Raw genomic sequence first — 14543 nt, forward strand, 5'->3', positions numbered from 1 at the left:
AACATGAAAAAAGGGGCGGAAGGTGGATGCCTTCCGCCCCTTTTTTGCGAACCTTCGTTCAGCCTTCGGCTTGCGCGTCCGGCAGGGCGTGGGTGGGGCGCGATCCCCACAGGGCGTAGAACAGCACGTAAAGTTCGCAGGCTGCGGTCAGCAGGAACGAGGTCTGGAGGCCGTAGCTGTCCGCGAGATAGCCCTGCACCACCACCAGCGCGCCGCCCGCGATCGCCATGATCAGCAGGCCCGAGCCTTCCTCGGTCAGCGGGCCGAGGCCGCGGATGCCGAGCGTGAAGATCGTGGGGAACATGATCGAGTGGAACAGGCCCACGAGGATCAGCGACCACATCGCCACCGGACCGGTGGTGAACACCGTGACCATCATCACCACGAAGGCGCCGACCGAGAACGCCGCGAGCACGGTTTCCGCGCGCACGCGCTGCATGATCGCCGATCCGGCGAAGCGGCCCACCATCATGCCGCCCCACAGGAACGAGAGGTAGCGGCCCGCCTGCTCGTGCGTGAGATTGGCGATCTCGGGCTGGCTGACGAAGTTGACGAAGAGGTTGGCCACGCCGATTTCGGCGATCAGGTAGATGAAGATCGCGGGCACGCCGAACACCAGGTTGCGGTGCTGCCACAGCGACAGGTGCTTGCGTTCTTCCTTGGCAAGCCGCTGGGTGGCCGACCCCATCGCCGGCAGCGGGAAGCGCGCGATGACGATGGCCAGGACGACGAGCACTGCGGCGACGAGGCCGTAGGGCAGGATCACCGACTGCGCATCGGCGATGCGCTCGGCCTGCGTCAGCACGGTGCCGGCGGCGGCGGTGCCGCTCTTCGACCGGCCGAGAATGAGATAGGCGCCGAACATCGGCGCGAGCATGGTGCCCGCCGAATTGAGCGCCTGCACCAGGTTGAGCCGCGACGAGGCCGTCTCCGGCTTGCCCACCACCGCGACATAGGGATTGGCTGCCACCTGCAGCAGCGTGATGCCGCTGGCGATGATGAACAGCATGGTGAGCGTGACGCCGTAGGATGGGATCGACGCCGCGACCATCATGCCCAGCGCGCCCGCCGCCATGATGAGCAGGCCGACGACCAGTGACTTCTGGTAGCCGATGCGCTCGATCAGCTTGGCCGCCGGGATCGAGGCCACGAAATAGGCGATGAACCAGACGGATTCGATCAGAGTTGTCTGGGTATAGTTCAGGTCGAACACGGCGCGCAGATGCGGCAGCAGCGTGTTGTTGATGACCGTGATGAAGCCCCACATGAAGAACAGGCTGGCCAGCAGCGTCAGCGCGGGGCCGTAGCGGACGCCCGCCTGCGGCGCGCTCGCGGCGCTGCCTGTCATTGAAGATACCACTGGCGGCATGAATGCGTCCTCTCGATCCCTGAGCCGGCAACGCTCGTTGGCATACCGGCTTGCGCTCTTTCCATTTGTCGGACTATATGTGCGCCGAGGCCGCGTCAATGGGCGGCAATAATCGAAGCCAGCATATCCGAAAGGCTGTGGGAATGAGGAATTCGGGCAAGACCCTGTTCGCATCGCGGTTGGCGCTTTCCGCCACCGCCGCCGTGATCGTCTCCGCATCGGCGCTGCTGCCGCTTGCCGCGCATGCTGCCGAGGCGACCCAGGCACCGGCCGGCAAGCTGGCCGACGGCACCGAAGTTTCCGCGATCACGTTGAAGGCGGCGAACGGCGTCTCGGCGCGAATCCTCGCCTATGGGGCCACCCTCCAGTCGCTCTGCGCGCCGGGCCGTGACGGCAAGGCGGCCGATGTCGTGCTCGGCTATGACGATCTCGCTTCCTACGTCGATCACCCCAACTATTTCGGCGTGACCGTGGGCCGCTATGCCAACCGCATTGCCGGCGGCACCTTCGCGCTCGACGGCAAGACGTTCCAGCTTCCGCTCAACGACAAGACCAACAGCCTGCACGGCGGCGGCAAGGGCTTCGACAAGGTGGTGTGGAAGGTGGTCTCGGTGAAGTCCGGACCGGTTGCCAGCGTCGTGCTGTCGCATGTCAGCCCCGATGGCGATTCGGGCTATCCGGGGAAGCTGGCCACCACGGTGACCTATTCGCTCGACGAAGCGGGCAACCTGACCATCGCGTTCGAGGCGAAGTCCGACAAGCCCACCGTGGTCAACATGACCAACCATGCGATCTTCGACATGGCGGGCGAGGGATCGCCCGCAGGCGCGATGGGGCAGATGCTGACCATTCCCGCCGCCGCCTATACCCCGGTGGACGACAAGCTGATCCCCACCGGCGAGCTGCGCAAGGTGGAAGGCAGCGTGTTCGATTTCCGCCAGCCCCGCCGCGTGGCGGACGGGCTGCGTGACGGGCGCGATCAGCAGATCGTGTTCGGCCGCGGCTATGACCACAACTTCGCGCTCGACAAGGGGGTGACCACCAATCCCCAGCTCGCCGCGCGGCTCGAGGATCCCGCTTCGGGTCGCACCCTCGAGGTTCTCAGCACCGAGCCGGGGGTGCAGTTCTACTCCGGCAATTTCCTCGACGGGACGCTCATCGGCAAGGGGGGGCGCCTCTACCGCATGGGCGATGGCATCGCGCTGGAGCCGCAGAAGTTCCCCGATGCGCCGAACCACCCGTCGTTCGTCTCTGCCCGCGTCGATCCCGGCAAGCCGTACCGGCACGTCATGATCTACCGCCTCACCACTTCGCGCTGATTGAAAGCTGCAATGACCGACAAGCCCACTCCCAAGCTGCGCTCGCGCGCATGGTTCGACAATCCCGGCAACATCGACATGACCTCGCTCTACCTCGAGCGCTATCTCAACTTCGGGATCAGCCTTGAGGAACTGCGTTCGGGCAAGCCGATCATCGGCATTGCCCAGACCGGCAGCGACCTTTCGCCGTGCAACCGCCACCACATCGTGCTGGCCGAGCGCATCCGCGAAGGCATCCGCGAGGCTGGCGGCATCGCGCTGGAGTTCCCGGTCCATCCGATCCAGGAAACCGGCAAGCGGCCGACCGCGGGTCTGGACCGCAACCTGGCCTATCTCGGGCTGGTCGAGGCGCTCTATGGCTATCCCATCGACGGCGTGGTGCTGACCACCGGCTGCGACAAGACCACGCCCGCGCTGCTGATGGCGGCCGCGACGGTGAACATCCCGTCGATCGCGCTGTCGGTCGGCCCGATGCTCAACGGCTGGCACAAGGGCGAGCGCACCGGATCGGGCACCATCGTGTGGAAGGGCCGCGAGTTGATGGCCAAGGGCGAGCTGGACGAGGAGGGCTTCATCAAGCTCGTCGCCAGCTCCGCGCCGTCCACCGGTTACTGCAACACGATGGGCACGGCCACGACGATGAACAGCCTGGCCGAAGCGCTGGGCATGATGCTGCCCGGTTCGGCCGCGATCCCGGCGCCCTACCGCGACCGGCAGGAATGCGCCTATTACACCGGCAAGCGCATCGTCGACATGGTGCGCGAGGACCTGAAGCCGTCGGACATCCTGACGCTGGATGCGTTCCACAACGCCATCGTGGTGAACTCGGCCATCGGCGGATCGACCAACGCACCGATCCACCTGGCCGCCATCGCGCGCCACATCGGTGTGGAACTGCCGCTGGAGGACTGGCAGCGACTGGGCCACAAGGTGCCGCTGCTGGTGAACCTGCAACCGGCAGGCGAATACCTGGGTGAGGATTACTACCGCGCGGGCGGCGTGCCGGCGGTGGTGGCGCAGCTGATCGGGCAGGGGCTGATCCATGAAGGAGCGATGACCGTCAACGGGCGCACCATGGGCGACAATTGCCGCGACGCGACGATCGAGGACGAGCGCGTGATCCGCCCGTTCGCGCAGCCGCTGCGCGAGGATGCGGGCTTCCTGGTGCTGTCGGGCAACCTGTTCGATGCCGCGATCATGAAGACCAGCGTCATCAGCGCCGATTTCCGCGCGCGCTATCTGTCCAACCCCGATGATCCCGAGGCGTTCGAAGGGACGGCCGTGGTGTTCGACGGACCGGAGGACTACCACCACCGCATCGACGATCCGGCGCTGGGCATCACGCCCGAAACGCTGCTGTTCATGCGCGGGACCGGCCCCATCGGCTATCCCGGCGCGGCGGAAGTGGTGAACATGCGCCCGCCCGCCTACCTCATCACCGAAGGCGTCAGCGCGCTGCCGTGCATCGGCGACGGGCGCCAGTCGGGCACATCGGGCAGTCCTTCGATTCTCAACGCCAGCCCGGAAGCGGCGGCGATGGGCGGGCTGGCCCTGCTGGAGACGGGCGACCGGGTGCGGATGGACTTGCGCAAGGGCCGCGTCGACGTGCTGATTTCGGACGCGGAACTGGCGCAGCGCCGCGCCGCGCTGGAAGCGGCGGGCGGCTATGCCTATCCCGCTTCGCAGACGCCGTGGCAGGAACTCCAGCGTGCGGTGGTGGGCCAGCTTTCCACCGGCGCGATCCTGGAAGGGGCGGAGAAGTACCAGCGCATAGCGCAGACCGCGGGCCTGCCGCGCGACAACCACTGACGGGCGAGCGGAGGCGACGATGACCGCGTGGCGGAAGATCGAGCGCGACGTGCGCGATACGCTTGGCGAAGGCGCGATGTGGTGCGCACGCGATGGCGCGTTCTATTGGACCGACATCCTGGCCCCCGCGCTCAACCGGATGACGCTGGCGAGCGGCGCGATCGAGCGCTGGGCCATGCCCGAGCCGCTGGGCTGGGTGGTGAGCCATGCGGAAGGCGGCCTTGTCGGCGGCTTTCGGTCCGGCATCGCGAAAATCGGGCTGGACCCGATCGAGGTCGGCCCGCGCAAGGCGGTCGAGGCGCACCTGCCGGGCAATCGCATGAACGACGGCAAGACCGACGCCACGGGGGCGATCTGGTGCGGCACGATGGACATGGGCGAATCGCAGGCCAGCGGCTCGCTCTACCGGATCAGCCCGCAAGGCGAGCTGAGCATGGTCGATATCGGCTATCTGGTGCCCAATGGCCCCGCGTTCTCGCCCTGCGGTCGCTGGCTCTATCACACCGACAGCGGCCGGCGGACGATCTACCGCTTCGCGCTGGATGATGGGCACATCCGCAAGGACGGCGTGTTCACCGTGTTCGGCGAGGACGATGGCTATCCCGACGGCATGACCACCGACGCCGAGGGATTCCTGTGGGTGGCGCATTGGGATGGCGGGCGCATCAGCCGCTTCGACCCCGAAGGCCGGCGCGAACGCTCGATCGCACTGCCGGCAAAGCGCGTGACCAACATCGCGTTTGCCGGCGAGGCGCACGACCGGATGTTCGTGACCTCGGCTGCCACCGGGTTGCCGCCGTCCGAGTTTGACGGCGCGCTGTTCGAGGTCGACTGCGGCGGAATCACCGGCAATCCCACGGTGCCGTTTCCCGGCATCGTCGGCTGACGACACGGGCATCGTCGGCTGACGACACGGGCATCGTCGGCTGACGGCATGGGCATCGTCGGCTGACGACACGGGCATCACCGGCTGACGACACGGGCATCGTCCGCTAGGGCGATGCGATGACATGGCTTCCCGCGGCCCTGCTGGCCGGGCTTTTCCAGGCCTGGCGCACGGCCATCCAGCAACAGTTGCGATCCCTGCTCAGCGTCAGCGGCGCAGGGTTCGTTCGCTATGCCTGGGGTCTGCCTTTCGCGTTGGTGCTGGCCGGAGGCTGGCTCTGGGCGTGGCGCCTGCCGGTTCCGGCGATGTCGGCGGGTTATCTGGCCTTCGCTGCGGGCGCCGGCATCTGCCAGATCCTGGGCACGGTGCTGCTCATCATGGGCTTCGGCCATCGCGGATTTGTGGTGGGCACGGCCTTTGCCAAGACCGAGGCTTTGCAGGCCGCGCTGGTGGCGGCGGTGGTGCTGGGCGAACGGCTGCCGGGGCTGGCGTGGGCCGGGATCGGCTGCGGCGTGGCGGGGGTGCTGGCGCTGATGGGGCAGGGGCTTGGTCCGCGCGATGCCGGCCGCGCGCTGGTGCAGCCGGCGGCGCTGTGCGGGCTGGGCGCGGGCGCGCTGTTCGCGATGACCGGCGTGCTGGTGAAGCTGGCGACCGCGCGGCTGGCCGGCGTCGATGCCGTGACAGCCGCTTTGGTGACGCTGGTGGTGGTGCTGGCGATACAGGCGCTGCTCCACGGCGGGTGGATCGCGGCGAAGGAGCCGCAGACGCTGCGCAAGGTCTGGCAATCGTGGCGCACGTCGGCGCGGGTGGGCCTGCTTTCCGCACTGGGATCGGCGTGCTGGTTCACCGGCTTCGCATTGGCCCCGGTCGCGCTGGTGCGGATCGTGGGGCAGGTGGAAGTGATCTTCACCGTCCTGTTCGCGCGCCGCCTGCTGGGCGAGCGCGCCCGCGTGCATGAAGTGGCCGGGCTGATGCTGGTGGCGCTGGGCGTGATCCTGGCGCTCTTGCCCGCGCTGGGGCGGGCCGCGTGAGCGGCGTCGCATCCCGCCTTTGACTTATTCAATCGATCAATTAAGTCATGCCTGTCCGGCGACCGCGCGCCCATGATGCGCGGCTGCCAGCAGGGAGAGCATGATGGGTATCGAGACCGAACTTCTGTTTGAAATGCAGCTGGATATTCCGCCGGCCTATCAGGTGGGACCGGCACCGACCGGCGCGCGGATTATTGCGCCCATCGTCGGCGGCACGGTCAAGGGGCCGAAGATCAGCGGCAAGGTGCTGAACAGTGGCGGCGACTGGATGGTCGTGGGCGCAGACGGCACCATGATCATCGACGTGCGCTGCGCGATCGAGGCCGAGGACGGCACCGTGATCTACGTGACCTATGGCGGCCGTATCGCCATTCCGGCGGAGGCCGCGCCCGAAGTGTTCAACCCCGAGACGGTCGATGCGGTCGATCCGTCGCGCTATTACTTCCGCAGCACGCCGCTGTTCGAGGTGGGCCTCGGCACCCCGCACGCATGGCTCAACAGCGTGGTTGCAGTGGGCACGGGCAAGTTCATCAAGGGCGGCGTGAAATACACCGTCTATGCGGTGAAGTAAGGGCAGGGCGGACCGGGGAAACACCTTCCCCGGTCCGCGGCTCTTGCTCAATCGACCGGGATCGTCAGCCCCGGATCGGCCTTGGCCAGCGCGCGCTGGCACGCCGGGCGATCCATCACCCGCCGCACATAGGCGCGGATATTGGGGAAATCGGTGAAGTCACGCGGCACGAACAGGCGCCCCGTGGTCAGCGTGAACAGGTTCATGATATCCGCCGCGGTGAACTCCTCGCCCGCGAGGTAGGGCACCTGGCCCAGCCGTTCCTCCAGCATCCGGAAGCCGTTTTCGCTCCGCGCCTTGAGCGCGCTGGCCGCGCCGTCGGTAGCGCCGACGATGGAGAGCACGATCTCTACCAGCATCGCCGCCTGCATCGTGCCGGGGGCGAAGTGGAACCAGTAGAGATAATCCGCGAAGTTCGGCGCGTCGGGTGCTGCCACCAGCCGGCCCTTGCCGTATTTCGCGAGGATATATTCAATCACCGCGCCGCTCTCTGCGAGCGTGACGTCGCCGTCCTGGATCACGGGGGCCGTGCCGGCGGGATGGAGCGCCTTGTATTCCGCAGGGGCGAGCCGCGTCACGGGATCGCGGTCATAGAGGCGCAGTTCGTAGTCGAGGCCCAGTTCCTCGCACAGCCAGACGACCTTGTCGGACTGGCTGAGGCCCAGGTGGTGCACGATCAGCATGGTAGTTCCTTTCGGGGGGGAATGGGGGGAAGGGCGGTCAGTGCATCCCGCCATCGCAGCGCACGATCGCGCCGGTGACGAAGCTGGAGGCATCGCTGGCAAGCCACAGCGCGGTGCCGACGATTTCCTCGGGCCGACCGGGACGGTGCAGCGCATTGTCCGCGGATTCGCGCATTTCTTCGGGCCATGCCTTGGAAATGTCGGTGAGGAAGGGGCCGGCGCTGATCGCGTTGACGCGCACCTTGGGGCCATAGCCGTGGGCGAGCGAGACGGTCATCGCGTTGAGCGCCGCCTTGGCCCCGCCGTAGGGAATGGTGAAAGGCGCGGGCACAAGTGCGCCGCTGGAAGATGTGGCGATGATCACGCCGCCGCCGGCCTGATACATGCGGTGCGCCACTTCCGAGCAGAGCCGGAACGGACCCTTGAAATTGAGGCTCATCACGCTGTCGAACAGTTGCTCGGTCACTTCGTGCGCGGGCACGGCGGGCGACATCCCGGCATTGGCGACGAGGATGTCGATCCGCCCGAACGCGGCATAGGCTTCCTCGATCAGCCGCTCGACTTCCTCCCAGCGTCCGGCATGGACCGCGATGGCGGCGGCGCGGCGGCCCTTGGCGCGCACTTCGTCGGCCACGGCCTCGCACGCGTCGATCTTGCGGCTGGCGACGATCACGTCGGCACCGGCATCGGCGAAAGCCAGCGCCATCTGGCGGCCCAGCCCGCGCGACCCGCCGGTGATGAGCGCCACTTTGCCGGAAAGGTCGAACAGGCCGGGATGGCTGAGCGGCGCGCGAAGGTCTGTCATCTCGATTCTCTCCCCCGATGCGGCGGCGATGGGCCGTCCGCATTCATTACTTGTTTGAACAAGTAGCTTCTGCCTAGATGCGCATCAAGCCGCCCGGATGAGGCGGAGGGTGAGGATGCTGCCGAGGAGGCCGCGATGGCCAGTGTGCTTTACGAACCGCAAGGGCCGCTGGCGGTCATCCGGCTCAATCGACCCGATGTGCTCAACGCCATCGACAACACCATGATCGCCGCGATCGAGGAGGGCTGCGCCCGTGCGGTGGCCGATCCGGACATCTTCGCCATCGGCATCACCGGAACCGGGCGCGGCTTCTGCGCCGGCCTGGATATGACGTTGCTGGCCGCCTACGCCGATGCGGGACGCCTCCACGGACCGGAAGGTCCGCCGCCGCCGTTGTTCGGCTTCCTGCGCAGCGTGCCCAAGCCGGTGATCGCGCTGGTCAATGGCCCTGCGGCGGGCGGGGGCTTCATCCTGGCGATGATGGCGGACCTGCGCTTTGCCTCCACCGATGCGGTGTTCACCACCAGCTTCACGCGGCGCGGGCTGGTGGCGGAACATCAGGCGAGCTGGCTGCTGCCGCGCATCGTCGGGCTGGGCCGCGCGACCGACCTGATGCTGTCGGGCCGCAAGATGGACGCGGAGGAAGCCTACCGCATCGGCTTTGCCGACCGACTCATCGATCCCGAAGTGCTGGTGGAACACGGGCGCAACTATGCCGAAGACCTCGCGCTCCACGCCGCGCCGCGCGCCATGGCCATCGTCAAGGCGCAGATCGGGCGCGACCTGTCGTTGGCGGAGGACGCGGCCTGGGCCTTGTCCGCCGAGCAGATCAGCGCTTCGCTCGGTCATCCCGATGCCACGGAAGGCGCGCTGTCCTTCGTCGAGCGCCGCAAGCCGCGCTTCACCCCGTTTACCGGAGACCTTGCATGACCGCTGCTTCCGACGACGTCCTGTGCGAAATCGACGGCACCGTCGCGCGCGTCACCATCAACCGCCCCGCCAACCGCAACAGCGTGCTGCCGGCCACCTGCGTGCGCGTCTACGAGGCACTCCGCACGGTCGAGGCGAACCGCGACGTGCGCGTGCTCGTGCTGCGGGGGGCGGGCAAGGATTTCTGCTGCGGCGCCGACATCCGCGAAACCGACGGTTCCGCCAGCCACGATCCGGTCGACCCGCGCGACAACCACAAGCTCTACGACGTTACCGTGCTGCTGCACGAAATGCGCGCGGTGACGGTGGCGGCGGTGCGCGGCGGCTGCGCCGGGGCGGGCTTCGGCTGGGCGGCGGCCTGCGATTTCCGGGTGGCGGCGACGGACGTGCGTTTCAACACCGCCTTCCTCGACGTGGGCGTGGCCGGCGACATGGCGCTGCCGTGGTCGCTGCCCCGACTGCTCGGCGCGGGCAAGGCGCGCGACCTGGCGTTTTTCCCGCGCAAGATCGAAGGGCGCGAGGCGCTGGAGATCGGGCTGGTCGAGCGCCTTTTCGACGCGGAAACCTTCGAGGCCGAACTGGAGGCCTTCGTTGCGCGGCTGGCGGGTTCCGCGCCGCTGGCGATGGCGGCGCTGAAATCGCACTTCGTCGAAGGCGAGCGCATGGGCCTTGCCTCCTACGTCACGCTGGAGGCGCAGCGCCACGGCGCGCTGTTCGCCACCGAGGACCGGGCCGAGGCCTTCCGCGCCTATATCGAAAAGCGCCCCGCGCAGTTCAGGGGGCGCTGAGATGCACCGGGCAACGGACTACCGCCTGCGGCAGGTCGCCGCCGTGGTCAGCGATCTCGAAGCCTCGCTCGCGCAAGTGCAGGCGGTGCTGGGACTGACCGTGGGACACCGCGATCCGGGCGTGGCGAAGTACGGCCTCGTCAATGCGGTCCTGCCCATCGGCGCGCAGTTCCTTGAACTGGTCGCCCCGACCCGGCCGGGCACGCCGGCGGGCCGCTATCACGAGCGGCGCGGGGGCGATGCCGGCTATATGCTGATTCTTCAGGCCGGCAGCGCCGAGGAACATCGCAGGCGGCTGGCCGGTCTGGGCGTGTTCGGCATCGAATATTGCGGCGGCGAGGCGCACGGATCGCGCACTGCGCCCTCGATCGACGGCGTGCAGGATGCCGGACTGTCCGCCTTCGCGCAGGTTCACCACATGACCCATTTCCACCCGCGGGATTTCACCGGCATTCTCGCCTCGATCGATTCCGCGCCCACCGCGGCGGATTGGCGCGCGCCCACGTCGGACTGGTATCCGGCCGGCACCGAATGGCGCGGCGCGCTGACCGATTTCTGCACGGGCATCCGCGCGGTGGACATCCAGTCCGCCGATCCCGCCGCCGCCGCCGCGCAATGGGGCCGGATGCTGGATCTGCCCGTGGAAGCGGAAGGCGTGCCCACTGTCCGCCTCGGCGATGCGCGGCTGCGCTTCGTGGCGGCTCAGGATGCGGACGGCACCGGCTTCGTGCGGCTGGAAGTGGGCGTGCGCTCGGCCCAGCAAGCCCGCGCGGCGGCGCAGGCCTGCGCCGCGCTCGATGCGGCGGGCCGGGTGCGGCTGTGCGGCATGGAAGTGGAACTGGTGGAAGACCCCGCCTGAAAGGGCGGGGCCTCCAGCGCAGGCAGGCTCAACCGGCGGCGACGGCCGGCGGGAATTTGTGCGTATAGACCTCGTTGAAGACGATCAGGTCGTCCTTCAGCTTGCAGTGGTCGAACCCGCGCATCCGGATCGCTTCGGCGCCGGTGCCCATGTCCATGTACCAGCGGCCGATGAAACCGCCGTCGATCGTCTGCAGCCATTCGGGCGCATAGGACCATTCCGGCACCTGCGCGAACAGCGCCGTGAGGTAGGCGCCCAGCGCCGCCTTGCCGGTCAGGCCGGCCGGCACGCCTTCGTCGTAATATTCGATGTCGTCATGATAGAACGACAGCACGCCGTCGACCGACTTGGCGGTCCACTGTTCCAGCCAGCGCCGGTTGAAATCTTCGATATCCATGGATATTCCCTTTGATGGAACGCCGCCGCTCAATGGCGCTGGATGCCTTCCACGATGTGGCCTTCGTTGTCGGTGAACATGGCGAAGCTGATACCCATCTGGTCCAGCCGGGTGATCGGCGTGGTGGTCTTGCCGCCGTTGGCCTCGATCCGGGCGGCCATGCCTGCCAGGTCGTCGGTGTCGAAAACGAGGATGCATTCACCCGGCGCGGGCGAGGTATCGTCGGTGAGGATCACGAGGCCCGCGCCCTTGCCATCGGCCGAGGCCATGATCGCCTCCGTCATCGGGCCTGCCGAGAATCGCCCCGTCTCCTTGAAGCCGCAGACAGCCGCGTAGAACGCCACCGAGCGTTCCAGATCGGCCACCACCAGCTTGGTCATTGTCAATCGCGTCAAGCTACCTCTCCCTGAATTGGTCGTTTTTGACCATTATTTTATGGTGGGGGCCATTATGCACGTTGACAAGAAGTTTCGCCCGGGAGACGTTTTGCGCAACAGTCCGGCCCGCCAGAGGCACGGCAATGGAGAGGAATGGTTGATGGCGACCCTTGCCCGGGTGGACGCGCCTCTGCGCGATCTTTCCGCAGAAAAGCAGCAACTTGCCGAGCAGGGCTTCTGCGTAGTGCCCGGTGTGATCGATGCGGCCCGCACCGCTGAAGTTCTGGAGCGGCTTCACCGCGCCGCGCAGGCCAGCGAGCGCATGGGGGTGTCCACCTTCATGCCCATCCTCGATCCCAACGCCAGTAACGTGCGCGTGTTCTACCTGCTCGAACACGATGCGGTGTTCCGCGAACTGATCGGCCATCCGCTCGCAGTCGATCTGGTGCAGTCGCTGCTGGGCGAGGAGTTCCTGATCTCGAACTTCACCGCCAACATCGCACGACCCGGGGCCGGGTCGATGTTTCTCCATTCCGACCAGTCGCTCGTGGTGCCCGAACCCTGGCTGGAACCCTGGGCGATCAACATCATCTGGTGCCTGTCCGACGTGCGTTTCGAAAATGGCGGCACGCTGCACATCAAGGGCAGCCATCGCTGGACCAAGCGGAGCGAGATTCCGGCCAACGCGGCGGAGATGCTCGAATCCTTCGTCGCCCCGGCGGGCTCGATTGTCGCGATGGACGGGCGGATGTGGCACACTTCGGGTGCGAACATCACCAAGGACGAGGAGCGTCCGCTGCTGTTCGGCTACTACACCAAGCCGTTCCTGCGCCCGCAAGTGAACTGGAATGCCGCGCTCAGCCCCGAAACGCAGAACGCGCTCAGCGAACAGATGCAGATCTGGCTGGGGCTGGGCGTGACCGCGAACACCGGCATTGCCGAGACCCACGTCAACCGTCTGGCCGCCCCGCAGGAGGACAAGGCATGAGCAGCGCCGCCACCATCGAACGCCCCGTCCTGCCCGAGCCCACGCGCGACCTTGAACAGGGCCTGCGCAACATCGCCGAACACGGGCTGACCATCGTGCCGGACGTCCTAACCGGCGATACGCTGAAGGCCACGCGCGACGCGCTCTATCGCGCTGCCGCCTCGGACCGCGCGCGCGGCCGAGAGCAGACTTTCTCGCTCGATTACGGGCACGACACCTCCAACCAGCGCGTGTGGAACGTGCTCAGCCGGGATCCGCTGTTCGAGGATCTGGCCTTCCACCCCATCGCGGTGTCCTACGTGCGCGCCGTGCTCGGCTGGCCCGCGTTGCTGGGCAACCTTTCCGCCAACATCACCGGCCCCGGCGGGGGCGAGATGATCCTGCACGCCGACCAGATCTTCGTGCCGGAACCGTGGTCCGTCGATCCGCAGGGCATCAACGTGGCGTGGTGCCTCGACGACTTTACCGAGGAGAACGGAGGCACCCGCTTCGCGCCGGGCAGCCACAAGCTGAACCGCGCGCCGCTGCCCGAAGAGGCGGAAGTCGCCACGCAGGCGATCGTCGCGCCCGCCGGTTCGATCGCGATCTTCGAAAGCCGTGTATGGCACAAGACCGGTCACAATCGCACCGCCGACCAGACGCGCGGCGGCGTGTTTGCATGGTATACCAAGCCGATCTACCGCCAGCAGGAAAACTGGTTCCTCTCGCTGCGGCCGGAAATCCGCCAGTTCGCCAGCGACGAAGCGCTGACCCTGCTGGGGTACAAGAGCGAAGGGCTGGGGCTGATCAACGGCAAGTCGCCCGCCTGAACGGGGCCTTATGGCGCACTACTCCGCGCGGGGGTGCGCGCTGCGATAGACGTCGAGCAGGGTCGCGGCATCGACCTTGGTGTAGATCTGCGTGGAAGACAGGCTCGCGTGGCCCAGCAGTTCCTGCAAGGATCGCAGGTCCGCGCCCGCGCCGAGCAGGTGCGTGGCGAACGAATGGCGCAGCGCATGGGGCGTCGCGCTGGGCGGCAGGCCCAGTGAAACCCGCGCCCGCGCTACCGCCCGCTGGATCATGCCCTGCGCCAGCGGCCCGCCCTTTGCTCCCCGGAACAGCGGCTCGTCGCGCTTGAGCAGCCAGGGCACTTTCTCGGCATAGTCCGCCACCGCCGCGCGCACGATCGGCAGGATCGGCACCACGCGCTGGCGCTGCCCCTTGCCGGTCACCACCAGCGTTTCGCCCAGCGGCAGCACGGAGGCGGGCAGGGCCAGTGCCTCGGCGATGCGCAGGCCCGCGCCGTAAAGCAGCAGCAGCACCGCGCGGTCGCGCGCCGCTATCCATTCCTCGGCGGCGTCCTCGGCCACCGTCACCGCCAGGTTCACCGCTTCGTCAGGTGTGACCGGGCGCGGCAGGCCCTTCTTGATGCGCGGCCCCTTCAGGCGAAGTGGCTGCGCCTCGTCAACGCCGGCCTGCGCACGCGCGAAAGCGAGGAAGGCCTTGAGCGCGGACAACTCGCGTGCCGCCGAAACATTGCCGATGCCCTCGGCCCGCCGCGCGGCGAGCTGTGCGCGCAGGGCCGGGCCGTCGATTCGGGCGAGGCTGGCCCAATCCTGTCCGGGGGGCAGCGTTTCGAGCAGCCGCTGTGCGGCGGCGGCATAACCGCGGACGGTATGCGGCGAGCGGCGACGTGCGTGGACAAGGTGATCGTGCCAGGCGGCGAGGAGATCGTGGATCGTCACGCGGGCG

General features: G+C 67.6%; 16 protein-coding genes. 10 read left to right on the forward strand and 6 right to left on the reverse strand.

Translation table 11 applies throughout. The features are described from left to right. Window positions 1-58: 58 nt before the first annotated feature. The gene (locus OLX02_RS02255) at window positions 59-1348 is read right to left on the reverse strand and encodes a sugar MFS transporter (protein ID WP_264419853.1); all 1290 of its coding nucleotides are present in this window, start codon (window positions 1346-1348) and stop codon (window positions 59-61) included. Window positions 1349-1512: 164 nt separating this feature from the next. Here OLX02_RS02255 and OLX02_RS02260 point away from each other — a divergent pair, with 164 nt between their 5' ends. The 5 genes from OLX02_RS02260 to OLX02_RS02280 all read left to right on the forward strand — a co-directional run bounded on the left by OLX02_RS02260 (window position 1513) and on the right by OLX02_RS02280 (window position 6985). After that, window positions 1513-2688 (forward strand): aldose epimerase family protein, encoded by a 1176-nt coding sequence (locus tag OLX02_RS02260; protein ID WP_264419855.1) that lies wholly within the window; start codon window positions 1513-1515, stop codon window positions 2686-2688. A 12-nt stretch (window positions 2689-2700) separates the two neighbouring features. Further along, window positions 2701-4497 (forward strand): IlvD/Edd family dehydratase, encoded by a 1797-nt coding sequence (locus OLX02_RS02265; protein WP_264419857.1) that lies wholly within the window; start codon window positions 2701-2703, stop codon window positions 4495-4497. A 19-nt stretch (window positions 4498-4516) separates the two neighbouring features. Further along, a complete protein-coding gene (locus OLX02_RS02270; RefSeq protein WP_264419859.1) occupies window positions 4517-5383 on the forward strand; it encodes an SMP-30/gluconolactonase/LRE family protein in 867 nt (288 codons plus the stop codon). A gap of 119 nt (window positions 5384-5502) precedes the next feature. Further along, window positions 5503-6414 carry a DMT family transporter gene (locus OLX02_RS02275; protein WP_264419861.1) on the forward strand — a complete coding sequence of 304 codons (912 nt, stop codon included), beginning with the start codon at window positions 5503-5505 and terminating at the stop codon, window positions 6412-6414. Window positions 6415-6517: 103 nt separating this feature from the next. Next, window positions 6518-6985: a DUF3237 domain-containing protein gene (locus OLX02_RS02280; protein WP_264419863.1), complete on the forward strand. Its 468-nt coding sequence runs from the start codon at window positions 6518-6520 to the stop codon at window positions 6983-6985. A gap of 47 nt (window positions 6986-7032) precedes the next feature. Here the strand turns inward: OLX02_RS02280 and OLX02_RS02285 are convergent, their stop codons facing one another. Further along, window positions 7033-7668 carry a glutathione S-transferase family protein gene (locus OLX02_RS02285; RefSeq protein WP_264419865.1) on the reverse strand — a complete coding sequence of 212 codons (636 nt, stop codon included), beginning with the start codon at window positions 7666-7668 and terminating at the stop codon, window positions 7033-7035. Window positions 7669-7705: 37 nt separating this feature from the next. Continuing rightward, window positions 7706-8473: an SDR family NAD(P)-dependent oxidoreductase gene (locus OLX02_RS02290; RefSeq protein ID WP_264419867.1), complete on the reverse strand. Its 768-nt coding sequence runs from the start codon at window positions 8471-8473 to the stop codon at window positions 7706-7708. A gap of 135 nt (window positions 8474-8608) precedes the next feature. On the opposite strand from OLX02_RS02290, the gene OLX02_RS02295 reads away from it, so the two are divergent. The 3 genes from OLX02_RS02295 to OLX02_RS02305 are packed head-to-tail and all read left to right on the forward strand — an operon-like array spanning window position 8609 to window position 11050. Next, window positions 8609-9403, forward strand: coding sequence for an enoyl-CoA hydratase-related protein (locus OLX02_RS02295; RefSeq protein ID WP_264419869.1), 795 nt, complete (start codon window positions 8609-8611; stop codon window positions 9401-9403). Continuing rightward, window positions 9400-10191 (forward strand): enoyl-CoA hydratase/isomerase family protein, encoded by a 792-nt coding sequence (locus tag OLX02_RS02300; RefSeq protein ID WP_264419871.1) that lies wholly within the window; start codon window positions 9400-9402, stop codon window positions 10189-10191. The genes OLX02_RS02295 and OLX02_RS02300 overlap by 4 nt, the downstream gene beginning before the upstream one ends. A 1-nt stretch (window position 10192) precedes the next feature. Continuing rightward, window positions 10193-11050, forward strand: coding sequence for a VOC family protein (locus OLX02_RS02305; RefSeq protein ID WP_264419873.1), 858 nt, complete (start codon window positions 10193-10195; stop codon window positions 11048-11050). Window positions 11051-11078: 28 nt separating this feature from the next. Here the strand turns inward: OLX02_RS02305 and OLX02_RS02310 are convergent, their stop codons facing one another. Together OLX02_RS02310 and OLX02_RS02315 are read right to left on the reverse strand one after the other, a co-directional pair. Then, a complete protein-coding gene (locus OLX02_RS02310) occupies window positions 11079-11447 on the reverse strand; it encodes a nuclear transport factor 2 family protein (protein WP_264419875.1) in 369 nt (122 codons plus the stop codon). Window positions 11448-11476: 29 nt separating this feature from the next. Beyond that, window positions 11477-11842: a VOC family protein gene (locus tag OLX02_RS02315; protein WP_264419877.1), complete on the reverse strand. Its 366-nt coding sequence runs from the start codon at window positions 11840-11842 to the stop codon at window positions 11477-11479. A gap of 142 nt (window positions 11843-11984) precedes the next feature. Between OLX02_RS02315 and OLX02_RS02320 the strand changes: the two genes are divergently transcribed. Together OLX02_RS02320 and OLX02_RS02325 are read left to right on the forward strand one after the other, a co-directional pair. Continuing rightward, a complete protein-coding gene (locus OLX02_RS02320; protein WP_264419878.1) occupies window positions 11985-12812 on the forward strand; it encodes a phytanoyl-CoA dioxygenase family protein in 828 nt (275 codons plus the stop codon). Further along, window positions 12809-13621 (forward strand): phytanoyl-CoA dioxygenase family protein, encoded by an 813-nt coding sequence (locus tag OLX02_RS02325; RefSeq protein ID WP_264419879.1) that lies wholly within the window; start codon window positions 12809-12811, stop codon window positions 13619-13621. Before OLX02_RS02320 ends, OLX02_RS02325 begins: the two co-directional genes overlap by 4 nt. Window positions 13622-13639: 18 nt before the next feature. On the opposite strand, the gene OLX02_RS02330 is transcribed toward OLX02_RS02325, so the two are convergent. Beyond that, a complete protein-coding gene (locus OLX02_RS02330; protein ID WP_264419880.1) occupies window positions 13640-14536 on the reverse strand; it encodes a tyrosine recombinase XerC in 897 nt (298 codons plus the stop codon). Window positions 14537-14543 lie beyond the last annotated feature (7 nt).

It is taken from the genome of Novosphingobium sp. KCTC 2891 (assembly GCF_025938155.1).
Taxonomy (GTDB): domain Bacteria; phylum Pseudomonadota; class Alphaproteobacteria; order Sphingomonadales; family Sphingomonadaceae; genus Novosphingobium.